The 23,858-nt window shown below is 73.2% G+C and carries 19 protein-coding genes and 1 riboswitch; of the genes, 14 read left to right on the top strand and 5 right to left on the bottom strand.

The genetic code is table 11. From position 1 onward, the window contains the following. Positions 1–169: 169 nt before the first annotated feature. From ACX9TP_RS42195 to ACX9TP_RS42150, 10 genes are all read left to right on the top strand, one after another. Positions 170–1,723: an MXAN_6577-like cysteine-rich protein gene (locus ACX9TP_RS42195; protein ID WP_482982309.1), complete on the top strand. Its 1,554-nt coding sequence runs from the start codon at positions 170–172 to the stop codon at positions 1,721–1,723. 116 nt (positions 1,724–1,839) lie between these two features. Continuing rightward, positions 1,840–2,739 (top strand): ABC transporter substrate-binding protein, encoded by a 900-nt coding sequence (locus ACX9TP_RS42190; protein ID WP_482976344.1) that lies wholly within the window; start codon positions 1,840–1,842, stop codon positions 2,737–2,739. Positions 2,740–3,224: 485 nt separating this feature from the next. Further along, on the top strand, positions 3,225–3,677 hold the full coding sequence (locus ACX9TP_RS42185) for a hypothetical protein (RefSeq protein ID WP_482976343.1): 453 nt from the start codon (positions 3,225–3,227) through the stop codon (positions 3,675–3,677). Positions 3,678–3,899: 222 nt separating this feature from the next. Further along, on the top strand, positions 3,900–4,958 hold the full coding sequence (locus ACX9TP_RS42180; RefSeq protein WP_482976342.1) for a FecCD family ABC transporter permease: 1,059 nt from the start codon (positions 3,900–3,902) through the stop codon (positions 4,956–4,958). Between the two features lie 59 nt (positions 4,959–5,017). Continuing rightward, a riboswitch (cobalamin riboswitch) is annotated at positions 5,018–5,229 on the top strand. A 143-nt stretch (positions 5,230–5,372) separates the two neighbouring features. After that, a complete protein-coding gene (locus ACX9TP_RS42175; RefSeq protein WP_482976341.1) occupies positions 5,373–6,644 on the top strand; it encodes a hypothetical protein in 1,272 nt (423 codons plus the stop codon). Positions 6,645–6,658: 14 nt separating this feature from the next. Further along, on the top strand, positions 6,659–7,375 hold the full coding sequence (locus ACX9TP_RS42170) for a cell surface protein (protein ID WP_482976340.1): 717 nt from the start codon (positions 6,659–6,661) through the stop codon (positions 7,373–7,375). 32 nt (positions 7,376–7,407) lie between these two features. Next, a complete protein-coding gene (locus tag ACX9TP_RS42165) occupies positions 7,408–7,902 on the top strand; it encodes a QcrA and Rieske domain-containing protein (protein WP_482976339.1) in 495 nt (164 codons plus the stop codon). A gap of 149 nt (positions 7,903–8,051) precedes the next feature. Then, the gene (locus tag ACX9TP_RS42160; protein WP_482976338.1) at positions 8,052–9,740 is read left to right on the top strand and encodes an FHA domain-containing protein; all 1,689 of its coding nucleotides are present in this window, start codon (positions 8,052–8,054) and stop codon (positions 9,738–9,740) included. Between the two features lie 90 nt (positions 9,741–9,830). Continuing rightward, on the top strand, positions 9,831–13,526 hold the full coding sequence (locus ACX9TP_RS42155) for a serine/threonine-protein kinase (protein WP_482976337.1): 3,696 nt from the start codon (positions 9,831–9,833) through the stop codon (positions 13,524–13,526). Between the two features lie 4 nt (positions 13,527–13,530). Further along, entirely contained in the window at positions 13,531–14,313 is a 783-nt protein-coding gene (locus ACX9TP_RS42150; protein ID WP_482976336.1) for an ABC transporter ATP-binding protein, read from the top strand. 6 nt (positions 14,314–14,319) lie between these two features. On the opposite strand, the gene ACX9TP_RS42145 is transcribed toward ACX9TP_RS42150, so the two are convergent. Further along, entirely contained in the window at positions 14,320–14,817 is a 498-nt protein-coding gene (locus ACX9TP_RS42145) for a hypothetical protein (RefSeq protein WP_482976335.1), read from the bottom strand. A gap of 150 nt (positions 14,818–14,967) precedes the next feature. Between ACX9TP_RS42145 and ACX9TP_RS42140 the strand changes: the two genes are divergently transcribed. Further along, complete coding sequence (locus ACX9TP_RS42140; RefSeq protein WP_482976334.1) at positions 14,968–17,280, top strand: ferrichrome ABC transporter permease; 2,313 nt, start codon at positions 14,968–14,970, stop codon at positions 17,278–17,280. Between the two features lie 2 nt (positions 17,281–17,282). On the opposite strand, the gene ACX9TP_RS42135 is transcribed toward ACX9TP_RS42140, so the two are convergent. From ACX9TP_RS42135 to ACX9TP_RS42125, 3 genes are all read right to left on the bottom strand, one after another. Beyond that, entirely contained in the window at positions 17,283–18,047 is a 765-nt protein-coding gene (locus tag ACX9TP_RS42135) for a YoaK family protein (protein WP_482976333.1), read from the bottom strand. A 121-nt stretch (positions 18,048–18,168) separates the two neighbouring features. Continuing rightward, positions 18,169–18,513 carry a histidine triad nucleotide-binding protein gene (locus ACX9TP_RS42130; protein ID WP_482976332.1) on the bottom strand — a complete coding sequence of 115 codons (345 nt, stop codon included), beginning with the start codon at positions 18,511–18,513 and terminating at the stop codon, positions 18,169–18,171. 60 nt (positions 18,514–18,573) lie between these two features. After that, positions 18,574–20,076: a glycosyltransferase family protein gene (locus ACX9TP_RS42125; protein WP_482976331.1), complete on the bottom strand. Its 1,503-nt coding sequence runs from the start codon at positions 20,074–20,076 to the stop codon at positions 18,574–18,576. A gap of 50 nt (positions 20,077–20,126) precedes the next feature. Between ACX9TP_RS42125 and hprK the strand changes: the two genes are divergently transcribed. The 3 genes from hprK (at position 20,127) to ACX9TP_RS42110 (ending at position 22,651) form a co-directional block, all read left to right on the top strand. Then, on the top strand, positions 20,127–21,092 hold the full coding sequence (gene hprK, locus ACX9TP_RS42120) for an HPr(Ser) kinase/phosphatase (protein ID WP_482976330.1): 966 nt from the start codon (positions 20,127–20,129) through the stop codon (positions 21,090–21,092). Between the two features lie 35 nt (positions 21,093–21,127). Further along, positions 21,128–21,952, top strand: a complete 825-nt coding sequence (gene rapZ / locus ACX9TP_RS42115; protein WP_482982308.1) for an RNase adapter RapZ — start codon at positions 21,128–21,130, stop codon at positions 21,950–21,952. Positions 21,953–22,033: 81 nt separating this feature from the next. Next, positions 22,034–22,651 (top strand): hypothetical protein, encoded by a 618-nt coding sequence (locus ACX9TP_RS42110; protein ID WP_482976329.1) that lies wholly within the window; start codon positions 22,034–22,036, stop codon positions 22,649–22,651. Positions 22,652–22,794: 143 nt separating this feature from the next. Here the strand turns inward: ACX9TP_RS42110 and ACX9TP_RS42105 are convergent, their stop codons facing one another. Next, positions 22,795–23,793, bottom strand: a complete 999-nt coding sequence (locus ACX9TP_RS42105; RefSeq protein ID WP_482976328.1) for a hypothetical protein — start codon at positions 23,791–23,793, stop codon at positions 22,795–22,797. Positions 23,794–23,858 lie beyond the last annotated feature (65 nt).

Here is a 23,858-nt window from a genome sequence, read left to right as displayed (position 1 = left end):
CTTCCGGCGCGGCCGTTCGCCGGAGGAGCCCACTGCCCCCCTCCGGGCGGAGGACTCGCGGAATGAACGTTCCTTCCGCAGCCCCCGTCAGCCGGGGGGCGCCTCGCTCGGTGCGGGCCGCCCCCGCGTCCCGGATGTGTCGTTTCTCCCCGCCCTGCTCGTGGCCGTGATGGCCCTGTCGCTCACCGGCTGCCCGGAAGAGGGCGTGGTGTGCACCTCCGGCCTCACCGTCTGCGGCAACGCCTGCGTGGACCTGGGCGGTGACACCGCGAACTGCGGCGCCTGTGGCAACGCGTGCGGCGATGGCCAGTCCTGCCAGGAGGGCACCTGTGCCTGCCGCCCGGGAACGGAGTCCTGCGGTGGCGCGTGCGTGGCCACGGCGACGGACGTGGCCCACTGCGGCGCCTGTGGCAACGCGTGCCCCTCCGGGCTCGTGTGCGAGTCGGGCACGTGCCGCGAGGGCTGCTCCGCGGGCACGGCGCGCTGCGGCGACTCGTGCATCGACTTGAGGGCGGACGCGCTGAACTGTGGCGCGTGCGGCAATGCGTGCCCGGACGTGCAGACGTGCCACGCGGGCCGCTGCGCGTACGACGTGGTGACGGCCTGCTACACCAACGGGCAGCTCGTGGGCATCCAGGCGGGGACGGACGGGCTCGGGCCCCGGCGGCAGTTCGGTGGGGGCGTGCAGTCGCTCGCGGCGTGGGACGGCTTCGTGCTCGCCGCGGACGCGACGAACTCCCGGTTGCTCCAGGCCGCGGGTGGCGAGCTGGGCACGGTGGCGGAGGAGGACTCGCTGGGCTCGGTGGCCAGCTCGCCCAACGACGTCTTCGTGGACCCGCCGTACGTCTACATCGCCGACTCGGTGAACAACACGCTCCAGGTGCTCAAGCGCGAGGGCCCCGCCCAGGGCGGCGGACTGGGCCTGCGCACCGTGACGCAAATCAACCTGGGGCCCAACACCAGCCCGCAGGCCATCGCGAAGTGGGGCACGACGCTGTACGTCCCGCTGTTCGGCACCGCCGGCTCCAACTTCCAGCAGGGCAACGCCGTGGCCCGGGTGGACGTCTCCAACCCCGAGCAGCCTCGCAAGCTGGACACGCTCCCCCTCACCGGTCTGGACCTGAAGTCCTTCGACGGCGGCACGGTGATGCCGCTGCCGTACTCGGCGACGGCGACGGACGGCGGCGTCTACGTGGCCCTCACCAACCTCAATCCCTTCAACAACTACCTCCCCAACGGCCCGGGCATGCTCGCGCGCATCGACCCCGTGGATGGCGGCGTGCGCGCCATCGACCTGGGCGCGGACGACTGTCTCAACGCGGGCTATGTGGAAGCGGTGGGCGCGCAGCTCGTGGTGGCCTGCCTGGGCGAGGCCCGGCTGGACCGCGCCAATGGCAGCCGCGCCGACTCCGTGCGTGCCACCGGGCTGGTGCTGGTGAAGGACGACGTGCCGGTGGCGTCGTACGCGCTGAGCCCTGGCTGCGAGCCCGGCACGGAGGGCTGCCGTCTCGCCGTGGCCGGCCGCTTCGCCGTGGCGGGTGGCGCCGTGTATCTCGGAGACACCAACGCGGGCCGCGTCTTCGTGGTGGAGGTGGAGGAGGGGCGCCTCGTGGAGCGGCGTGGCAACACGACGGCCCAGGCGCGAGGCCCCGCGCTCGAGACGTGCCCCGTGGACCCGCGCCGGCCCGTGTCCAACGCCATCGACGTCACCGCGCTGCCATGAAGGTCGCCGTGTCCTCCGCCTGGAAGCGCACCAGGCCGCCGTTCGTTGAAGCCATGAGTACCCGTGTCGAGCCCCTCCCCCGTCGCAGCCGCCGCGCTGAAGGTGAGTCCGCCGTGATGATGAACGTGAGCCCTTCCACCTCGCGCCCCAGGGGCCTCGCCCTGCTGGCCACCGTGCTGTGCTGCCTCGTTGCGGGCACGGCGCAGGCCGCGAGTGTCCCCACGCCCCAGGGGCCGCACAGGCTGGGGCCCCGCGCTCCGGCGCAGGTGCGGCGCGTGGTGACGCTGGCGCCTTCGTTGACGGAGATGGTGCTCACCCTGGGCGCGGGCAGCACGCTGGTGGGCGTGTCGCGCTTCGACGAGGCGAAGGAGGTGGAGAAGCTCCCTCGCGTGGGCGGCTTCGTGGACCCGTCCGTCGAGGCCGTGGTGGCGCTCAAGCCGGACCTCGTCCTGGTGCAGCCGGGGCCGGGCAACCAGCGTCCCGTGGAGAAGATGGCGGAGCTGGGCGTGCCCGTGCTGCTCCTGCCCCTGCACTCCGTGGCGGACGTGCTCGCTGGCATGCGCGAGGTGGGCAGGGCACTCGGCCGTGCGAAGGAGGCGGACGCCGTCATCTCGCGCATCGAGGCCACGCGCACCCGCATCCGCGAGGCCGCCAGCAAGCTCCCCGCGCCGCGCGTGCTGTTCGCCTATGGCTTCGAGCCGCTCGTGGTGGCCGGGCCCGGCTCCTTCGCGAACGAGTTGCTGAAGGATGCGGGTGGCATCAACGTGGCGGCGGATGGGGGCTCCGCGTATCCCGTGTATTCCGTGGAGCGTGCGGTGAGGGCGCGGCCCGACGTGGTGGTGGACGCCGCGGACGTGGACGTGGGCAAGGACAAGGTGCGCGCGCTTCCGGGGCTGTCGGGCGCACGCTGGGTGGAGGTGCCCTCGCTGGCGCTCCTGCAGCCCGGCCCGTCCCTGGGCCGGGGGCTGGAGGAGCTGTTCCGGCTGCTGCACCCGGAAGGGGCCGCGAAGCCGTAGTCCCCGTCCCTGGCGGCGTGTGGCGTCGCGAGTCACAACCGGGGCCCGGTTGTGGCCTGTGGGTCCACACGGGTCGCGATAAGTGCTGGAGATGACAGTGTGCGGGGGGCCTGGGCGCCTCGGTACAGCGCTTGCTCATGGAGAGGGTGTCTCCAACCGCTCCACGGTTGGCGGCACCGGGTGCGTGACGCGCATGGGGGGCCGGTTCGGTTTTGTTTCAGCCCGAGGGGGAGGGGGGCCGCGGTTTTCGGTGCCGGGGGGCGCTTCAAACCGTGGGCGGGTGTCAAACCCGAGGTTCAACGCACCGGAGCGAGCCCATGCGCTCCGGTGCGGTGACTTCGTTGCGGCTCAAGGCGTCCGGGCACTCAGGGACGGCGGGCCCCGAGCCTCGCGGTGCCCTTCCGGACGGGCCCGTGCGCGGAGGGCTTCCGGGGCAGCGGCGGCCGGAGTAGATGCGTGGCCGTCACCCCCTGGAGTGCGCACCCATGCTCCGCAGTCTCCCGTCACTTCTCGTCACCGCGTGCCTCGTGGCTGGAGCCGTGGGTGTCTCGCTGGTTCCGTGCGCCGCCCTGGCGCAGGCCTCGGCTCCCGCGCCCGACACACGCCCCGACGCCTCCACGCCGCCTTCCTCCCAGGGAGAGGCTCCGCCCGCCGCTCCGGCTCCCGCGCGCGTCGCCGTTCCGCCGCCGCGTGCGTCCTCGACCCGCACGGCGACCGCCCCTCGCAAGGCGGCGCCCGCGGAAGCTCCCGCGCCCGTCGCGACGCCTCCGGCGCCCCCTCCCGTGCAGGCCGTGGAGTACACGTTCCTGCGGCGCGAGGACCCGGAGGCGGACCTCGCGCAGTTGCAGCAGCTCGGCGCCGAGGGGTGGCACGTCGTCGCCACCGTCAATGTGGACGGCAGCACGCGGCGCTACGTCCTCATGCGGCCGAAGCGGTGAGTCGGTTGGGCGCTCGCATCCCACGCAGTGAGGGCCATCCGCGCTGCCGCCCGGAGCGGAGTGGGGGGCTCCTCATGAGCGAAGCACGCATCCCACCCAGCGAGGTCATCCGCGCTGCCGCCCGGAGTGGGGCAGGGTGCACCTCGTGAGCGAAGCGCGCACCCCACGCCGTGAGGGCCATCCGTGTCCCACTCCCGCCCGGAGCGGGAAGGGGTGCACCTCATGAGCGAAGCGCGCGCCCCAGGCTTCCGGGCCTCGCGAGTCCTGGGACTCTTCGGTGCCTTCCTCGCGCTGGCCTGCGTCGCCTTCGCCGTGGCCGTGCGCTTCGGCGAGCAGCCCATCTCCCTCACCGCCGCGCTGACGGACCCGACCTCCACCGACGCGGTCATCTTCTGGTCCCTGCGCCTGCCGCGCGCGCTGCTCGGCGCCGTCGTGGGCGCGGGGCTCGCCGTGTCGGGCACCACGCTCCAGGGCCTGCTGCGCAATCCGCTGGCCGACCCCTTCGTGCTCGGTGTCTCCGGCGGTGCCGCGCTCGGCGCCACGGTGGCGCTCGCCGTGGGCCTGGCCACCGTGGGCGAGGTGGCCCCCGGCCTGGGCGGCGCGCTGTCGCGCCTGTCCGCCCCCGCGCTCTTCTCCTTCCTCGGCGCGGGCGCCTCCATCCTCTTCGTCCTCTCCGCCAGCCGCGGCCCCGCTGGCAGCGCGCCCCATGCCGCGCTCCTCACCGGCGTCGTCTTCAACGCCTTCGCCTCCGCCGCCATCACCCTCGTGAAGACGCTGTCCGCCCCGGACCGGCTCGGCGAAATCCTCTACTGGCTCGCCGGCGCCCTCGGCTACGAGCGCGGCGCCACGCTGGCCCTGTCCGCGCTCCTCCAGGCGGGCGCCATCGGCGTCATGTGGGCCCTGTCCGCGCGGCTCAACCTCCTGTCACTCGGAGACGACGACGCGGCCACGCTCGGTGTGCCCGTGCGGGCCACCCGCCGCTGGCTGCTGCTGGCCTCCAGCGCCAGCGTGGCCGGCGCCGTGGCCCTCACCGGCCTCATCGGCTTCGTGGGCCTCATCGTCCCGCACCTGCTCCGGCTCGCCTTCGGTCCGGACCAGCGGCTCCTGGTGCCGCTGTCCGCGCTGGGGGGCGCCGTCTTCCTCATGCTCGCGGACCTGCTGGCGCGGCTGGCCTTCCCCCTCTTCGGCGCGGAGCCTCCCGTGGGCGTCGTCACCGCGCTCCTCGGAGGTCCGCTCTTCCTTGCCTTGCTGCGTCGCAGGGCCCGGCTGGGGCAGGTCTGAGGGTGCGGCACCGGACGGGAGTGCCCTGTCCGAGCATTGACAACGCCCGCCACCCGCCGTACTTCCCGCCCGTCCTCGGTGCCGCCGTGATGCAACGGCGGCTCAAGGGAACCCGGTGTGAATCCGGGACTGCCCCGCAGCGGTGAGCAGGAACGAACGCCGTCGAGAAGCACTGGCCCTGACGGGCTGGGAAGCGACGGCCAGTAGGTGGGCGCCCGTGAGGGCTCCCGCGCCTGCGAGTCCGAAGACCTGCCGAAGGCCCGTGCCCCATGCACGGACATCACCGAAGCCTCCGAGGGGAGGCGACGGAGGCCTCCGCTCCCGTGTGCATGCGCATCGGAGGCAGGCCTTCGTCCCGCTCCTCGCCCTCGAGGCCCAACCCGCCCGTGGGGGCGGAGAGGAAGCAGGACACCGATGAAGACCGCCGACCTGAAGCGCGCCGCACCCTGGACGATGAACGCGGCGCTCGCCGTGGCCACGCTCGCCCTGGCCCTGACTGCCTCCGGCTGCCGCCCCGAGTGCGTGGACGCCTACGACTGCCGCGCCGACAACGGCCAGCCCCCCGCGGGCGAGCGCTGGGTCTGCAACGACGAGCAGTGCGACACCGAGCCCATCGACGAGGAGCAGCCCGCGGTGGACGCCGGGACGGATGCCGGCACCGATGCCGGCACGGACCCGTGTGACACGGCCACCTACGACGCGAAGCTGGGCACGCTGCAGCTCCAGGCGGGCTTCCTGGTGGCCGAGGCCCCCGCGCTTCCGGACGACGTGGACGCCGTGACGTCCACGCCCGGTCCCACGTACACGCTCTATGCGGTGCGCGGCGCCACCGGCAAGGACACCGCATTGTACGCGCTGGGCACGTGGCCCGACCTCCAGCCCTCCGCCACGAAGCTCTACGACGTGGTCACCACCGCGGACCGCGCGGCCGCCGTCGACGTGTACCCCAACGACTTCCTCGCCCATGACGGCAAGCGGCTGTTCGCCGGCTACACCACCGCGGCGTCGGGGGCTCCGGGCTCCATCGTCGCCTACGACGTCGCCACGCCCGGCGACTCGACGTACGTCTCCGCGCCGAAGAACTACACCGCCGCGACCTTCTCCTCCGACGACACCACCGCGCTGCTGGTCAATGGCGGCGGGGTGGGCTCGGCCTCGGACGGCCTGGGCGTCTACGCCCTGGTGACCTCCGCGAAGCCCTTCACCGCGACGAAGGTGGCCACCCTGCCGGCGAACGCGGGCGCGAGCGGCTACACCGCCGTGGCGAACAACGGCATCACCGTGCTGGGTTATGCGGCGACCCCGGACTATGTGAATCAGGTGCACGCGGTGGCACCGTCGAAGATGGCGCAGGCCATCTCCTCGGGCACGCCGGTGGACCTGGGCGCGCAGCCGAAGTTCGACGTGGGCAGCAACTTCAGCGGAGTGGCCGCCTTCGGTGACGGCGTGGCCCTCAACCGCGGCGACTTCAACACGAGCTTCGAGTTCGTCTCCACGAACGTGTCGCGCTACGCGCTCAACATCGGCATCAGCAACGACGTCGCCATCAGCTCCGCCGTGCCGGTGCTCGTCTACGCGGACCAGTGCACCTCCGTGAACCTGCTGTCGTCGCTCGGCCCTGACCTGCTCGTGGGGCTGAAGGACAAGAACGGCCGCCGCCTCGTGCGCATCCAGCAGGCGCCGTGAGCTCGCGCATTTCCATGTCATGCCGCGGGGGCGCGGTGCTCGCCGCGCTCCTGGTCCTCGCCGCCTGCGGTGACGGGGACGGCACCGCCACGCCGGACGCGGGCCTGCCGGACAGCGGCACCGACGCGGGCTCCGACGCCGGAGTCCGCCCGGCGGACCCATACGCCGACGAGGTCGTCGAGTACGTGCCCGGCGACGGTGCCGGCTTCGGACAGGACCGCTTCCCCGCGGTGGTGCTCGGGCCTCCCGCCGGCGTGGGCCCGGACAACGGCTCGCTCGACGTGCTCTCGCTGGGCCGCGCGGGCCACATCACCCTGCGCTTCACCGACGTGGCCGTCATCGACGGGCCCGGCGTGGACCTGCTCGTCTTCGAGAACGCCTTCGCCACCCCAGGCGGAGGCTCCTACGCGGAGACGGGCGTGGTGGAGGTGAGCGACGACGGCGTCACGTTCAAGGCCTTCCCCTGCGCCTTCCGGGACGCCGCCGCGCGCTACCCGGGTTGTGCCGGTGTCCACCCCGTGCAGGCCAACCCCGCCAACGGCGTCAGTGCCACGGACCCAGCCGTGGCGGGCGGTGACGGGTTCGACCTGTTCACCGTCGGCCTTCGCCGCGCCCGCTACGTGCGCATCACCGACAGCGGCGCCAACGGCTACGGCGACACGGCCGGAGGCTTCGACCTGGACGCCGTCGCCGTCGTGAATGGCGAGCCCCTCCAGGGGACCTCGCCGTGAGCCGCGCTCCGCCTCCTCCCCCTATAGAGGAGGTGGACCGCCGCTCCGCGCTGCGCACCCTGCTGCGTTGCACCTGTGCCCTGGCCGCCGCCGGGGCCGGGTGCGGCGGCGAGTGGCGCGAGGCGGTGGTGCTCGACGCTCCGGCACCGGACGTCCCGGAGGGCGGAGCCTGCCCGGAGGCGCCCACGCCGGGCACCGCCGGGGAGGGCTGGGTGGAGGTGAAGCTCGCGGACTTCCCCGCGCTCCGCGAGCCGGGCGGGGCCGCCGAGGTGCGCGTCCCCCAGGCGCTGCTGGACGTGGTGGTGGTGCACACCTCGCCTGGTTGCTACGCGGCGCTCTGGCGCATCTGCACCCACGGGGACTGCGCCGTCGGCTGGAAGCCCTCGGAGGGGCTGCTGGAGTGCCCCTGCCATGGCTCGCGCTTCGGCCAGGACGGCCGCGTCCTCACCGGGCCCGCCACCCGCCCGCTCACCACCTTTCCGGCCGTGAGGGTGGGCGAGGCCGTCTTCATCCACCGGCCGCGATGACGTGGGGGGCCCCCTCTCCCAGGGCCCACACTGCCAGTCATGACGCGGCGCGGAGTTCCTCGCCAGGAGTCCGGGTCCACCCCTGGGTGGGCCCGGTATTCACCTCCTTCTCTCAAGAGTCGGGAGAGTCGTGTAATGTCGGGCATTCGATGTGGCAGATCATCATCAACGGGCCCGGCTACTTCGATACGTCCTACGATCTGCCCGAGGGCGTGACGAGCCTCGGCCGCGCGGACGAGAACGACATCGTCCTGGGCGGCGACCTCGTGTCGCGCCGTCACGCTCGGCTGTACGTCGAGGGTGACATGCTGCGCATCGAGGACCTGGGCAGCCGCAACGGCAGCCGGGTCAACGGCGCGCCGCTGCAGGGCTCGCGTCCCCTCATCCCCGGCGACACGGTGGCGCTGGGGGAGAACACGCTCTCCGTCCGCCAGCCCAACACGGTGGAGAGCGCGGCCACGGAGATGGTGGACCTGGGCGCGGGCGGGGTGGTGCGCTTCGGCCACGGGCAGGACGTGGGCCCCGGCGTCCTCCTCGCCAAGAATGTGAAGGACGCGGACGTCCTGCGCCTCCTCGACAACGTGGGCTCGCTGCCCTTCGACGACACCTTCTCCGCGTCGTCGCCACTGCCTGCCACCGCCAGCCCGCGCGTGGGGCAGGAGACACTGGTGCTGCTGTTCCGCACCGCGGAGGCGCTGGCCACCGCCACCACGCTGTCCACCTTCCTCGACACCACCATGGACCGGCTGCTGGAGCGTACCGGCGCCACCACCGCCGTGGTGCTGCTCAAGCACTCCTCGGGCGCCCTCGTCCCCGCGGCCGTGCGCCACCGGGGCAAGCTGGCCAAGGGCGAGGTGCCCGTGTCGGACGCCATCGTCGAGGAGGCGCTGCGCCAGGGCCGCGCGCTCGCGGTGGACGACGTGCGCGACGACCGCCGCTTCGCCGGCCGCGAGAGCGTCATGCTCTACGGCGTGGACCGGGTGCTGTGCATCCCCGTCGGCTCCGAGCCGCCCTACGCCGGCGTCCTCTACGTCAACACCGCCGCCAAGGGCGACACCAGCGTGGAGGTGATGCTGGACGCGTGCACCGCGGTGGCGCACCTGGTCGCCACCGGCGTGCAGAAGTTCGGCCCGCGCGACGGCTCGCCCGCGTCGGAGCGGCTGAAGCGGACGCTGGAGCGCTTCCACCCGCCGGACATCGCCGAGCGCCGCGCCGCCGAGGCCCAGCGCCAGGGCGGCCGGCTCCCCGGCCTGGAGGAGCGCAACGTCACCTTGCTGCACGTGGAGCTGGTGGGCTTCGCCACCGTGGCTACGAAGCTGGGCGCGCAGCGGGCCACGCAGATGCTCAACGACTTCCACTCGCGCATGAGTGGCATCGTCTTCAGCTTCGAGGCCACCGTGGAGGGCTTCCAGGGCGACTCCATGCGCGCCCTCTTCGGCGTGCCGTACGCCAAGGGCGAGGACTCGGTGCGCGCCGTGCGCGCCGCCCTCGCGGTGCGCGCCGACTGGGAGCGGGCCATGTTCCGCCGCCCCCAGGACGAGCGCTGCGAGCTGCGCATCGCCCTGCACACCACCCGCGCGCTGGTGGGGATGATCGGCAACGAGGTGCGCTCGGACTACACGGTGGTGGGGGAGGGGGTGGGAGTGGCCGGCTGGCTGGCTGCTACCGGCAGCCCCGGGCAGGTCCTGATTACCGGAAAGGTTCTGGCCTCCGTCGGCGCCCGCTTCGACGTGCAACCCCTGGGAGAGAGGCTGCTTCGCCCTCCCAAGGACAGGATGGCCGCCTTCGAGGTGATTGAAGAGGATGTAGGCCAGCTCACCAACCCCGGCCTGCGCTGAAAACCCCCCGCGTCCGGTTGACGGGTTGATGGAACGGGCCAGACCGGGGTTCAATGCGGTCCCCGCCCAAGTGGTGCCTCCCCACACCGCATGAACGCCTCGACCCAACCCGCCCGGCTGAGACCCTTCCGGCCCCAGCCCTTTGGCCGGTACACGCTGCTGTCGCACCTGGCGACGGGCGGCATGGGGGAAATCTATCTCGCGAGGCTGGAGGGCGCGCAGGGCTTCGAGAAGCTCTGCGTCATCAAGAAGATCCTCCCCCAGCTCGCGGAGGACCAGGAGTTCGTCGAGCGCTTCGTGGGCGAGGCACGCACGCTGGTGCGGCTCAGCCACGGCTCCATCGCCCAGGTACTGGACATGGGGCTGCACGAGGGCGAGGCCTACATGGCCCTCGAGCACGTGGACGGCAAGGACCTGCGCAAGGTGGGCGCGCGGGTGCGGGACAGGCAGGTGCCGCTGCCGCTCACGTTCATCCTCTACACCATGGGCCGGGTGCTGGACGCGCTCGCCTACGCGCACCGCAAGAAGGACGACGACGGGGAGGACCTGAAGCTCGTCCACCGGGACATCTCGCCGCAGAACATCCTCATCTCCTACGAGGGGGAGGTGAAGGTCATCGACTTCGGCCTGGCCAAGAGCCGGCTGTCGGCGGCGAAGACGAACCCGAGCATCATCCTGGGCAAGTTCCTCTACATGTCGCCGGAGCAGGCGCGGCACCAGCCGGTGGACCGCCGCAGCGACCTGTACGCGGTGGGGCTGTGCCTCTACGAGCTCATCTGCGGGAAGAACCCCTTCGACGGCGTGCACCCCGGCGAGCTGATGACGGTGGTGGCGCAGCCGAAGATTCCGCCGCTGGACGAGGTGGAGCCGCTCACCCCGCGCGCGGTGACGGCGCTGGTGGCCAAGGCGCTGGCGGTGGACCCGTCGCAGCGCTTCCAGACGGCGGAGGAGTTCCGCGGGCGGCTGCAGACCTGCCTGATGGAAATCGACGCGAGCGCCGGCCCGGAGAGCGTCAGCCGCTTCATGCGCGAGCTGTTCGCCGCGGACTTCCAGTCCGAGCGCCGGCTGCTGGCGACCCTCAAGGAGGTGCCGCGCGTGGCCCCCGGCGAGGCGTGGCCGGAGGAGGGCGGCGCGGCGTCGCGCCCGGCGATGCAGGCCCTGCTGCCGCCGAAGACCATCCGCCTGGACGGGCCGGTGCAGCCGCTGTCCTTCCAGCCCACCCCGCGCAGCCGCGACGGCAGCGGCCCGGTGACGGACGGCGAGACGCGTCCCGGCGTCATGGTGGACGAGTCCACCCGGCCCGCCTTCCCGCTGGAGGCGCTGGAGGAGGAGGCCCGCGCCCGCGCCGCGCGCCAGGAGTCGCCGGAGTCGGCGTCCTCGTCCTCGGTGGAGGTGCAGCCGGAGGCCTTCGAGCGCCAGGGCGCCGCCGAGCCCACCGCCGTCGCCCCCGTGCCCGCCGCTCCCCCCGCCGCCCGCCCGGCCACGCTGACGCGCGAAGTCCCCATGGCGGTGCTGCCGCCCGAGGCGCTTCCGCCCGTGCCCGCGCCGCGGCCCCTGCCGCACGACCTCCGCCCCACCGAGCTGGCGCTGCCCAGCGTTGGCTCCCGCGCGTCTCCGGAGATGCCCTGGGACGATGCGGCCGAGGCACCCGCCGCCACCGCGGAGTCGACCGACCCCCGCGCCGAGCCGCTCTCCTTCTCGGTGCCGCCCCCGCCGCCGCCGTCGCGCACCGGCATGCCGCCCGTGGTCTCCGCGCTCCCCTCGGTGGGCGCGCCGGTTCCGGCTCCCCGCCCGCCAATCGCGCCCGCTCAGGCGCAGGCGGTGGGCCCCCGCCCCGGTGTGCCCGCGGCCGCCGCTCCGGTGCCGGCTCCCGGGGCGTCCGCGCAGGCTCTCCGCCCCGGTGCGCCCGCGGCTGCTCCGGTGCCGGCTCCCATGGCCCCCGCGCAGGCCCCGCGCCCCGGTGCGCCCGCGGCCGTCGCTTCGGCGCCCCCTCCCGCGGGGGCGCCCGCTCGTCCGGCGATGGGCGCCACGCCTCCGCCGCCTCCTCCGGCGGCCGCCGCCGAGCCACCCCCGCGTCCGCAGGTGAGCGCCGGGCCTCCGCCTCCGCCTCCGTCAGTGGCCCCCATGCGTCCGGGCGCGCCCATGGCGCCGTCCCCCGCACCCGTGGCCGCGCCCCCGCGCACGGGGGTGGTGATGATGCCCGCGGTGACGCTGGTGACCGCGCCGCCTCCGCCGCCGCGCACCGCGTCCCTCACGGCGATGCCCATGGTGGTGCCGCCGCCCACGGGCGCCACACCGTCCAGGGGCTCGCCCTCTGTCGCCCCCACCGCCGAGCTGGACGTGGTGCCCGGAGTCGCCGAGGACGATGACGCCGGGCTCGCCGCGTCCGTGGACGGCGAGGGACGCGCGGGCGAGTCGGAGATGCCCGTCCTCACGCCCGAGGAGATGGGCCACGCCGAGGACGCGCCCCGGCCCGGTGATGGGGACACGCACCCGCGCATCCCCCGTCCCTCGCGCACCGAGCGGCATGAGGACACGCAGCCCCGCGTCGCGCGCGACGCCGACACGGACCCGCGCGTCCAGCAGCAGCGCCACGACGACACGCAGCCTCGCGTAGTGCTGGACGAGGCGCTCCTGCGCGACGTGGAGGGCGCCGACCCGGGGGCGGAGGAGAAGTCCGGGCCGAACCGTCCGCGCGCCTCTCCGCGCCGCGCGCGTGCCTCCTCCGTGGCGATTCCCGCCCAGGGCGCCGTCCGCCGCACGGGCTCGACTCCGGCCGTCCGCTCCGCGCCCGCGCCCGCGCCGTCGCGGGTGGACGACGAGGAGGACGACGACGTCCGCGTGTCCCTCACGTCGCACGAGGAGACGCGCCGCACGCCCATTCCCGTCCGCCCGGGCTCCGAGGCCGTCACCGCGCGCCACCCGGGTGAGAACACCCGCCGCACGTCGGTGCCCGAGCGCCCCGCGCGCAAGGGGAATGGGTTGATTGCGGTGGGGCTGGTGGTCGTCCTGCTGGCCGGCGCCATCCTGATGCTCGCGCTCAGTCCCGCGCTCCGCGTGTCCATGGGGCTGGGGGCGTTGCCCGGGGACGGGCCTCCGTCTCCGCAGCCCGTCGTGGCGCCGGAGCGCAAGGCGTCCGCCAGCAAGACCCCCAGCGCCCCCACCGCGCGCGCCGACGCGGCCGAGGCCGGCGCCGGGGGCGTCGCGAAGGCTCCGGCGGAAGCCCCCGTGGTACTGGCCGCCGCCCCCGCCGAGGCGGCTCGCGTCGAAGCGGCCGTCGGCACGGAGACCGCTCCCATCGAGGCGCCCGCCGCCGCGAAGGACGGCGAGGAGGCCGTCGAAGCCCCCGTCGCCGCGAAGCAGGCCGCCGAGGACCCCGCTGCCGCGAAGCAGGCCGCCGAGGCGCCAGGCACCGTGCCGACCCCGGAGGCGCCCGCGGCCGTGGCCGCGGAGGACGTGGACATGCTCGCGCCGCTGCCGGCCCCGCCGAAGGCCGCCGAGCAGGTGAAGAAGGCGCCGCCTCCGAAGAAGGCGCCGCGTCCCGTCATCATCCGGGGAAGTGGCCGTCAGACCACGGAGCTGCAGCGCGAGTGGCGCGAAACGAACGCGCTCTTCAACCGGCTCAAGAAGCAGTACTCGTGCGTCCCGCTGGGGCTCTGGTGTACGCGCCACCCGAGCATCAGCAACGAGGTGGAGGCCGCAGGCGACGTCAACGACCCGGAGACGCTGGACAAGGTGCGGGTCATGAGGCGCGACCTCCTCTTCCTGCGCAAGAGCCTGGAGTAGTCCCGTGACGTCGCTGCTCGTCACCCGGGGGCTGCAGGCGGGCTACGGCCCACGCCCCGTGCTGCACGGCGTGGACTGCGAGGTGCGCCCCGGCGAGCTGTGGGCGGTGCTCGGGCCCAACGGCACGGGGAAGAGCACGCTGCTGCGCGCGGTGCTCGGGGTGGTGCCCTGGGTGCGCGGCGAGGTGCGGCTGCTCGGCCGGGAGCGCGCGGAGTGGGAGCCCCGCGCGCTGGCGCGCAGGGTGGCGTGGGTGCCGCAGACCTTCGAGCCGGCCGAGGGCTTCAGCGGGCTGGAGCTGGTGCTGATGGGCCGGGGCCCGCACCTGGGCCTGTGGGGCCTGCCCTCCGCGAAGGACGTGGCGCTGGCGCGCACCGTGCTGGAGGAGCTGGACGTCGCGTACCTCGCGGACCGGCCCGGCGAGGCGCTCTCCGGCGGCGAGCGGCGCATGCTGCTGCTGGCCCGGGGCCTGGTGCAGGCGCCGGAGTTGCTGCTGCTGGACGAGCCCACCGCCTTCCTCGACGTGGCCCACCAGGTGGGGACGCTCGCCCGGGTGCGCGCGCGCGTGGACGCGGGGCTGGGCGCGGTGGCGGTGCTCCATGACGTGAACCTCGCCGCCGCCTTCGCCACCCACGTGCTGCTGCTGCGCGACGGGAAGGTGCTCACGCAGGGGCCGGCGGACACGGTGCTGGAGCAGGGCGCGCTGGAGTCCCTCTACGGCCTCCCCATGGAGACGGCGCTGGCCCCCTCGGGAGCGCGCCTCTTCGCGCCCCGCGCGCCCTCGCGCTGACGCGCCCTACTCGCGGCCCTCCTGTCCGCCTTGGGGGACACCGCCCGCGGAGCCCGTGCCCCCCGTGCCCTTCGCCGCGCCTTCCCCAGCGGCAGGGCCCCCCTCCTGGCCGGAGCCACCGGTGGCGCTCTCCCCGCCGGGCGCGCTGACCTTGTAGGCGTCGGCCAGGCTGGTCCCCAGCCCGGCCACGACACTCCGGGGCAGGCCTCCCGCGGCCTCCCCCCGCCGCAGGTGGCTGGGGCCCGCGGTGCCGCCACCCAGGTGCGCTCCCCGGGGAAGCTGCCCGGAGACGTACTCCTCGTCCTGCGCGGCCGGAGGCTCGTTCGAGACGCCGAGCGGCCGGGCCGCGTCCTGCTTCTTCGGCCGGTCCTCCCGGTGCTGGGGCGTCTCGAAGGCGCGGCCCTCCCGGTCCCTCTCGTTTCCCTCGCCGCCTCCGCACCCGGCCGCCGCGAGCGCACCCCCCGCGAGCAGTCCCACCAGCCATCGCCTCGCGCCTTGCTTCATGTCGTCGCTCTCCTGGCTTTCGACAAAGCTAGGGACGCCAGGGGCGGCTCCGGGCACGGAATCCGCCGGGGGGCCGGCAGTCCGCCCGGCGAACCGGGAAGTCGTGGTTTTGACAAGAGGCCTGAGGGCGGGAAAGCCTGGGGGTCCCCCATGCTCCGCTACGCCCTGGCCATCTTCACCAGCGCCTTCCTGTTGTTCGGGGTGCAGCCGCTCGCGGGGCGCTACGCGCTGCCGTGGTACGGCGGCACGCCCGGCGTGTGGACGGCGTGCATGCTCTTCTTCCAGGCGGCGCTGCTGGGCGGCTACGCGTACGCGCACGGGGTGGCGTCGCGGCTGGCTCCGCGCACGCAGGCGTGGGTGCACCTGGGGCTGCTCACGGTGGCGGTGGCGGTGCTGGGCGCGCGGGCCTTGTGGGAGGGCTCACCGGTGGCGCCGGGACCCGGGTGGCGCCCCTCGGGCACGGACCTGCCCGTGCTGCGGCTGGTGGTGATGCTGGCGGCCACCATCGGCCTGCCCTTCTTCGTGCTGAGCACCACCGGGCCGCTCCTCCAGTCGTGGTTCGCCCGCGCTCGGCCGGGCCGCTCGCCCTATCCGCTGTATGCGCTGTCCAACGTGGGCTCGCTGCTGGCGCTGCTCGGCTATCCCTTCCTGGTGGAGCCGTGGGTGGGACGCGGCACGCAGGCGTGGGGCTGGGGCGCGGGCTTCGTCGTCTTCGCCGTGGCGTGCGCGGTGTGCGCCGTGGACGTGCTGCGCCGCGCGGACGTGGGCCAGGGAAGTGCCAGCCCCGCACCGGCGCAAGCACCCGCCCGGCTGGACGAGGGCGGCGCGCTGGCCGCTCACCCGACGGCCTCGCCCGGGGCCGTCCCCGCCGCCCCGGCGTCCGCGAGCAGCCCTGGCGGCGCGAGCCACGAGGAGCCCCGCCCGGGCGCCCGCCGCACGCTGGCGTGGCTGGGGCTGAGCGCGTGCGCGTCGGTGCTGCTGCTCGCGACGACGAACCTGCTCTCCCAGGACGTGGCCGCCGGCCCCTTCCTCTGGGTGCTGCCGCTGGCCCTCTACCTCATCACCTTCATCCTCGCCTTCGCGCGCGAGTCCTTCTACTCGCGCGCGCTCTGCACGGTGCTGCTCATCGGCTCGGGGGCGGGCATCGCGCACGTGCAGACGGCCGGGCCGCACGCACCGCTCGCGGTGCAGCTCGCCTCGTACGCGACGGCCCTCTTCGCCGGCTGCATGGTGTGTCACGGCGAGCTGTACCGGCTGCGGCCCGCGCCGCGTCACCTGAGCGCCTTCTACCTGTGGGTCTCCGCGGGCGGGGTGCTTGGCGGCCTCTTCGTCAGCGTGGTGGCCCCGGTCCTCTTCCGCGCCTACTGGGAGTACCCGCTGTCGCTCGTCGCCTGCTTCCTCCTGGCGCTCGCGGGCATGGCGAGCCAGCCCCCCGCGGAGACGCGGAGCCTGCGGCTGCGGCGCACGTTGCGCGGCGCCATGCTGGTCATCGTCGCGGGCAACCTCGTCTACACCATGGCCCGGGAGATGGGCCGCGCCCTCTTCAGCGCGCGCAACTTCTTCGGCGTGGTGCGGGTGATGGAGCAGAACCAGGACGACCCGGAGGCGCACTTCTTCAGCCTGCGCCACGGCTCCATCACCCACGGCTGGCAGTTCGTCGCCCCCGAGCGCCGCTCCATCCCGACCACCTACTTCACGCGCGAGTCCGGCCTGGGCCTCGCCATCGCCGAGCAGCGCCGGCTGCGCGAGGCGGTGGGCCTGCCCCCGGGCCTGCGCGTGGGCATGCTGGGGCTGGGCGTGGGCACGAGCGCGGCGCTCCTCGAGGCGGAGGACGTCATGCGCTTCTACGAAATCAACCCGGTGGTCATCTCACTGGCGCAGGGCGAGGGCGGCTTCTTCTCCTACCTGGCTGACACCCCCGGGACGGTGGAGATGGTGGAGGGCGACGCGCGCATCTCCCTGGAGCAGGAGCTGGAGCGCGGCGAGCCCCAGCGCTTCGACGTGCTCGCGCTGGACACCTTCTCCTCGGACTCCGTCCCGGTGCACCTGCTCACCCAGGAGGCGGTGGCGCTCTACGTCCGGCACCTGACGCCGCACGGCGTGCTCGCGCTGCACATCAGCAACGTGCACCTAGACCTGCTGCCCCTGACGCTGGCGCACGCGCGGGCGCTGGGCCTGCGGGCCACCTTCGTGTTCCACGAGACGAAGGGCGCCGCGCTGCGCAGCAACTGGATGCTGCTGAGCCCGGACCGCGAGTTCTCCTGGGGCCCCACCTTCGTCCAGGCCGACGCGCGGGTGCGCCGCCTGGGCCTGCGCGGCGAGCCGGACTTCACGTGGACGGACGAGCTGAGCAGCGTGCTGCGGGTGCTGCGCAAGCCCGTCGCCGCGCCGAGCGTGATGGACGTGGAGCCGTCCTCCGGCGCGACGGGCCCGGCCTCCGTGTCCCAGCCCGAGCCGGAGTGACGCTAGGCGCGCGGCGCGGGCTGGGGGCTCGCGGCGGTGCTCAGGTCCAGCACCACCACCAGCAGCAGCACCGCGCACGGCAGCGCCAGGGTGGCCGGGCCGTACTGGAGGAAGAGCATCGGCCCGCTGGTGCAGCCGAAGAGGAAGGCGCTCCCCAGGCCCAGGTGCAGCCGGGTGCGCTCGAACTGGATGGCGGAGGGCACCTCACGCAGCTGGCGCAGGAGCCCCCGTACTCCCTGGCCCCGGGCGCCCTCGCGCACCCACGTCACCAGCTGCACCAGCTGGATGCCGATGTCGGTGATGACGCCCGTCATGTGCGTGGTGCGCACCACCGCGCCGGACACGCGGGTGACGAGCGCGTTCTGCAGGCCCATGGCGAAGGCCAGGCCCCACATGAGGGTGGGCTCGCGCGTGCCGGGCACGGACGAGAGCCAGACACCGATGCCGCCCAGCAGGGACACCTCGACCAGCAGCGGCGCCGCGTGCCGGCCGCGCGCGCGGTGGCGCGAGGCCTCCAGCAGCGCCGTCGCGGCCACCGCCCCCAGCAGGAAGGACAGCAGCAGCTGCCCCGCCAGCCCGGCCCCGCGCCAGTTGCCCATGGCGAGCGACTCGCCCAGCGTGGCCACGTTCCCGGACATGTGGGACGTGTGCATGCCGAGCGCCACGAAGCCCGTGGCATTCACCGCGCCCGCCACGCCCGCGAGCAGCACGGAGAGCAGCGTGTACGCGCGGCGGTTGCTCGGCGGCGATTGGGGACTGAAGGGCATGCGGCGGGAAGGACCCTGAAGGCTCTCGAACGCTAACACGCGGTCCGAGGCCCTGCGGGGCGCGGTGCACCCGCCGCGCCCGGCTGCCCGGCGGGGCAGGAGCCCGGCCGCACGGGAGCGCTCAGCCCGGCGGCCACAGCAGGGGCCGGCCCGCCAGCAGGTGCAGGTGGATGTGGAACACCGTCTGCCCCGCGTCGCGCTGGGTGTTCATCACCACCCGGTAGCCGTTGTCGGCGTGGCCCCGCTCACGGGCCACCTTGGCGGCGGCGGTGAAGAGGTGGCCCACCGTCTCACGGTCTTCCAGGGCGATGTCGTTCACCGTGGCGATGTGCTTCAGGGGGACGAACAGCACGTGCGTGGGGGCCTGGGGATTGATGTCCTCGAACGCCAGGCACACCTCGTCGCGGTAGACCACGCGGGCGGGAATGAGGCCGTCTCGGATTTTGCAGAAGAGGCAGTCGGACATGACTCGCGGCTTAGCAACGCGCGGGCCCCGGGGGAATGGCCTCGACGGGCTTCCGTTGGCTCACGGAAGTCGCCACGAGTAGCCCGGGTCCGGCACACAGCCCTCGCGCAGGCGCGCCAGCACCAGCGGCCCGGAGCGGGCCACCACCTCGCCGGGGGCATGCTGGGCCGGGGTGATGACGTGGCTGTAGCGGCCCGAGCCCCGCGGCGGCCCGTTGTGCGGGTACAGCGGCACCGCCTGGTGGAAGTAGCTGTAGCCGCCCGTCCACGCCAGGTGCGTGGCCTCGATTTTCAGCCCGCACACCTCGCGCAGCCCGCTGGCCGCGAGCAGCAGCCGGTTGACGTCCCCCGCGTCGTCCCAGGCGCTCGCCTTCGGCCGCGAGTCCTCGTACTGCCCCACGTCGCCGAACGTCAGCCGCCCCGCGCGCAGGCCGGACACCGCGGCCACCGCCACCACGCCCAGCGCCGCCATGCTCGCCAGCCGCGAGCCCAGCCCCGTGAGCACCGTGTCCAGCCCCACGCCCGCCAGCGCGGCGAACAGCGGCAGCACGGGCACCAGGAAGCGCAACTCCTTGTGCGGCTGGAGCGCGTGCAGCAGGAAGAAGCCGGCCGCGACGGCCGTAAGCCCCGGCGCCCGGCGCGCGGCCAGCAGCACCAGCGCGCCCGTGAGCAGCGTCACCGTCGGCATGCCCTGGAAGAGGACGCGGCCGTAGTAGCTGAAGGGCGCCGTGCCCCAGCCGGCCGCGCCGTCGCGCAGGATGTTGAAGTCCAGGTACACGAGCGCCGAGTGGAACCAGCGGCCCCACGTCACCCAGTCCAGAAGCCCATAGGCGAAGGCCCACCCGGCGAGCACCGCCAGTGACTCGCCCGCCGCGCGCCACCGCCGCTGCGCCGCGAGGACGCCCAGCAGCCCCACGCAGAAGAGGCCGTTCTGCAGGCGCAGCAGCACCGCCACCCCCAGCAGACACGCCCCGGCCAGCACCGCCCGCCGCGTGCTCGCCCTCGGCAGGGCCAGCGCCAGCCCCAGCACCACCGGCAGCGCGGAGGCGTTCTCGCTCAGCGCCCGCGGCGCGAAGTACACGGGCACCGCCGCCAGCGCGAACAGGGACGCCCCCGCTGCCGCCGCCAGCTCCGAAGCGCCCTGGGAGCGCGCCAGCCGGTAGCTCCCCCAGGCGGTCGCCACCCCCACCAGGCCGAAGAAGCCCTTGATGACGTCCAGGTACGCGCCCGGCGTCGTCACACCGAGCAGCCGGGCGAGCCCCAGCACTCCCGCCACCAGCCCCGGGAGCACCCAGTTGCGCGCGCCCTCGACGAACTCCCAGGCCACCAGGCCATACCCGTAGACGAGCCGGTGCGCCGGCTCCAGGCTCTGGTACACCTCGTCCGGCCAGTACAGCCCGTCATCGTTGAGGGCCCAATGAATCCGGAAGGCGGCGCCCACGGCCAGCAGGCCCACCAGCAGGACCCGGCCGAGATGGCGCTCGGAGAGGGCGTCCGAGGGGGCTCCAGGGGAGGCTTCGGAGGAAGCGCTGGAGGTGGGAGCGGGTGGCTGGGCAGGGGGCACGGTCAGCGGACACCTCAAAAGGGCGCTCCGGTGATATCCACGTCCTGACGATGAAATCCATCCGCATTTCCCAGCTGCTGGAGGACCGCGACTACGACCTGCGCCTGACGCTGGTCGCCGGCTCGGGCGGCCTGGCGCGCACCGTCGACTCGTCGCGCATCCAGAAGCCGGGCCTGGCCCTGGCGGGCTTCACCGAGCACCTCCACCCCCGCCGCGTCCAGGTCTTCGGCAACACGGAGATTTCCTACCTGCGCACGCTGCCGGAGGACAAGCAGCACGAGTCGCTCGCCAAGCTCTTCGGCGAGGAGGACCTGGCCTGCGTGGTGGTGACCAAGGAGCTGGAGATTCCGGACGCGCTCGTCGCCGCGTGCGAGAAGGCGGGCCTCGCCCTGATGAAGACGCCGCTGCTCTCCAGCGACTTCATCATGCGCGTGCAGACCTTCCTGGACGAGGCCCTCACCGAGTCCAGCAGCCTCCACGGCGTGCTCATGGACGTCTTCGGCGTGGGCATCCTCCTGCTCGGCAAGAGCGGCATCGGCAAGAGCGAGATTGCCCTCGATTTGGTGATGCGCGCCCACCGCCTGGTGGCGGACGACATCGTCGACGTCACCCGCCGCAAGGGGGCCGTCTACGGCGCCGGCAACCCCGTCATCAAGCACCACATGGAGATTCGCGGCCTGGGCATCATCAACATCAAGGACCTGTTCGGGGTTGCCGCCGTTCGCGAGCAGAAGAAGATTGAACTCGTCATCGAGTTGCAGGAGTGGGACCCCCATCAGGAGTACGACCGTTTGGGAGTGGACGACAGGCACCTGCAGATTGTCGGCGTCGACATCCCGCTGTCCGTGGTGCCGGTCCGTCCGGGCCGTAACATGGCAACCATCATCGAAGTGGCCGCGCGCAACCAGTTGCTGAAGCTGCAGGGCCACCACTCCGCGCGGGAGTTCGCCGAGCGGCTCAACCGTGCCATCGCCGAAGGGGCGATGCGCCGCACCCTGGGAGAAGAGGTCGAGTGACCGCCCCCTCTAAGCAGATTGTCGTCATCACCGGTATGTCGGGCTCCGGAAAGTCCACGGCCATCCGGGCGCTGGAGGATGCGGGCTTCTTCTGCATCGACAACCTCCCGGTGCTGCTGTTGCCCAAGCTCACGGAGCTGGCGGGCGGCGGCCACTTCGAGCGCATGGCCCTGGTGATAGACGTGCGCGAGGGCGTCTTCCTCAAGGACGCCCCCCGCATGCTGGCCGAGGTGCGTCGCGCCGGACACCAGGTGGAGGTGCTCTTCCTGGACTCCAGCGATGACAGCCTCATCCGCCGCTTCAGCGAGACGCGCCGCCGCCACCCGCTGGCCCCCAACGGCACCGTCGCCGAGGGCATCAAGGCCGAGCGCGAGGAGCTGCGCGACTTGCGCGAGCTGGCGGACCAGGTCATCGACTCGTCCGCGCTGAACGTCCATGACCTGAAGCGCATGGTGCAGGCGCGCTTCAGCCCGGAGCCGGCGGCGGGCCCCAGCCTGTCCATCATGTCCTTCGGCTACCGGTACGGCGTGCCGCCACAGGCGGACCTCGTCCTGGACGTGCGCTTCTTGCCCAACCCGTACTTCGTCCCGGAGCTGAAGGGGCTGACGGGCAAGGTCCCCAAGGTGTCCGCCTACGTGCTGGACCGCGAGGAGACGCAGCAGTTCCTCGAGAAGGTGGTGGACCTCTGCCGCTTCCTCTTCCCCCGCTACCAGAAGGAGGGGAAGGCCTACCTCACCGTGGCGCTCGGGTGCACGGGCGGCAAACACCGCTCGGTGGCGATTGCAGCCGAATTGACGCGGCGCCTCCAGGACGCCAACACCCGCGTCCAGCTCTGGGACCGCGACATCGAGAAGGAATAGGCAACGCCTGAAGCAGCCCTGTTTGGTTTTGAACAGGGTTTCGCCTAAAGTCCGGAACTCCCCGCAACCGGAGTTCCGCTCATGCAATTGCTCGAGCGCGCTGTCTGGCTTTGTGCCGCCCTCTCCCTGTCCGCCTGTGGAGGGCCGGAGGAGGCCTCGCAGCCTTCCGACGGGTCCGAGCCCGTCGGGACGTACGAGGGCACGCTGCTTACCGGCACGTCGAATGGGTGCACCTTCAGCATCGACAAGTTCAACGTGCCGCTGTCGCCGCCCTACTACAACATCTACCTGCGGCGGTCGGCCTCCGCGACGTGCGCCCATCCCGCGTCCAGCATCGTGATTGGCACGTCGTACACCAACCCGCCCATCTCGCTGGCGGCGAACAACCTGGGCGTCGTCACGGGCTACTCGTACAAGGGTTCGCCGAGCGGCTCGGCCAACATCCAGTGCCGGGTGCGCCACTACGACCCGGCCACCATGACGGTGGTGCGCGAGTCCGACATCGTGGTGCTGTACGGCGCGGGCAACGTCACCGGCTGCAACGTGGCCATCTCCAGCAACGGCACCACGGTGACGGTGGGCGGCACCAAGACGGGCCCCCTCCAGGGCCAGACGGGCAGTGCCACCGGCACCAACTACGTGGCCACCTACCTCGACTTCTTCACCAGCACGACGGCGCCCACCTACTACTCCTACTGAGGCGCGAGGCCCGCGGGGCCCGGGGGCGCGTCCGGTGTCGAGGAGGCGCATTCCTTCCGGGCCCCGTGGGGCTGGAATGAGAAGCCCCCGCGCTCCAGAAGGAGGGCGGGGGCCGGAAGACGCGGGAGGCCGCGCCGCGCGCGCTAGCTGGACTCGCCCACGCTGAGGCGCCGGCTGCCGCGGCCGTTGCCCTTTCCCAGGCCGTGCGTGCGGTGGCGGTTGCTCTCGGCGAGCGACTCGCGCTTCTCACGCGTGTCCACGTCCTTGCGCTTCTCCACCGCGAGCACGCCGCCGCCGCCGTGGCTCTGCTTGCCCTGCTCGATGGCCTTCTCCAAATCTTTCGCCTTCACCCAGTACTCGCCGTTGACGGGGTCCTTCACGCGGTACATGTCGTCCGACGCGTCCTTCTTGTTCCGGCCGCTGTTGAACCCGTCGATGGTCACCCAGTGCAGCTCGCCGGGCCCCTTGCGCTGCTTGTGGGCGGGCAGGGCGGAGTTGAGGATGGCGTTGGAGTCCACCAGGGCCAGGCCGAACTCGCCCCGCTTCAGGGCCTCGCTGATGGCGTTGGCGTCGTACTTCTCGAAGCCCTCCGTGACGTCGATGCCCATCTCCCCGAGCACCACGCCCATCTCCTCCGCCGTGGCGCCGTCCTTCAGGTTGACGTCCACCTTCTTCTCGGTGGTCTTCGGCTGGTTGATTTCCGAGGCCTTGTTGCGGACCTCCTTGAGCTCCTGGTCCGCCGAGCGGCGCGGCTCGTCCTTGCGGCTCGCCTTGCTCACGTAGGCCAGGCTCGCCTCGCCGCAGCCCGCCTCGGTCTGCTGGGCCACGGCCTCTTCGTCCGTCTCCCAGCCCTTCTCCGCCTGGGCCTCGGCCGCCTCGTTCACCGGGGCCGCGTCCGGGTCCTCCATTCGCGGGAGCACCGCCGCGCCTGGCGCGTCCGGCACGATGAGCTTGGGCAGGTCATCCCGCTTCACGGGCGCCGCCTCGAAGGTGTCCTGGACCCGCCGGGCCACCACGGCTGCCGGCACGGTCCGCCCCGGGCGCTCCCGCTCCACGACGGCGGGCAGTTGCTGCTGGATGGGCCCCTGGACGGCGGACGGCTCTCTGGCTCGTGCGGTGAAAACATTGAAAGCAACGCCCATGGCGGACCCTCCCAGACGCTCTTCGCCTGACTCATTATCCGAACCGGAATTCGCAAGTTGCCGAA

Source organism: Pyxidicoccus sp. M15, assembly GCF_056858435.1.
Note: the sequence above shows the minus strand (reverse complement) of the source record. Positions and strands in the feature narration are given on the sequence as shown.

Coding starts and splice junctions, on each gene's coding strand:
- ACX9TP_RS42195 (WP_482982309.1), top strand. CDS start 170: ATGGCCCTGTCGCTCACCGGCTGCCCGGAAGAGGGCGTGGTGTGCACC.
- ACX9TP_RS42190 (WP_482976344.1), top strand. CDS start 1,840: ATGATGAACGTGAGCCCTTCCACCTCGCGCCCCAGGGGCCTCGCCCTG.
- ACX9TP_RS42185 (WP_482976343.1), top strand. CDS start 3,225: ATGCTCCGCAGTCTCCCGTCACTTCTCGTCACCGCGTGCCTCGTGGCT.
- ACX9TP_RS42180 (WP_482976342.1), top strand. CDS start 3,900: ATGAGCGAAGCGCGCGCCCCAGGCTTCCGGGCCTCGCGAGTCCTGGGA.
- ACX9TP_RS42175 (WP_482976341.1), top strand. CDS start 5,373: ATGAAGACCGCCGACCTGAAGCGCGCCGCACCCTGGACGATGAACGCG.
- ACX9TP_RS42170 (WP_482976340.1), top strand. CDS start 6,659: ATGTCATGCCGCGGGGGCGCGGTGCTCGCCGCGCTCCTGGTCCTCGCC.
- ACX9TP_RS42160 (WP_482976338.1), top strand. CDS start 8,052: ATGTGGCAGATCATCATCAACGGGCCCGGCTACTTCGATACGTCCTAC.
- ACX9TP_RS42155 (WP_482976337.1), top strand. CDS start 9,831: ATGAACGCCTCGACCCAACCCGCCCGGCTGAGACCCTTCCGGCCCCAG.
- ACX9TP_RS42145 (WP_482976335.1), bottom strand. CDS start 14,817: ATGAAGCAAGGCGCGAGGCGATGGCTGGTGGGACTGCTCGCGGGGGGT.
- ACX9TP_RS42140 (WP_482976334.1), top strand. CDS start 14,968: ATGCTCCGCTACGCCCTGGCCATCTTCACCAGCGCCTTCCTGTTGTTC.
- ACX9TP_RS42135 (WP_482976333.1), bottom strand. CDS start 18,047: ATGCCCTTCAGTCCCCAATCGCCGCCGAGCAACCGCCGCGCGTACACG.
- ACX9TP_RS42130 (WP_482976332.1), bottom strand. CDS start 18,513: ATGTCCGACTGCCTCTTCTGCAAAATCCGAGACGGCCTCATTCCCGCC.
- hprK (WP_482976330.1), top strand. CDS start 20,127: ATGAAATCCATCCGCATTTCCCAGCTGCTGGAGGACCGCGACTACGAC.
- rapZ (WP_482982308.1), top strand. CDS start 21,128: ATGTCGGGCTCCGGAAAGTCCACGGCCATCCGGGCGCTGGAGGATGCG.
- ACX9TP_RS42110 (WP_482976329.1), top strand. CDS start 22,034: ATGCAATTGCTCGAGCGCGCTGTCTGGCTTTGTGCCGCCCTCTCCCTG.
- ACX9TP_RS42105 (WP_482976328.1), bottom strand. CDS start 23,793: ATGGGCGTTGCTTTCAATGTTTTCACCGCACGAGCCAGAGAGCCGTCC.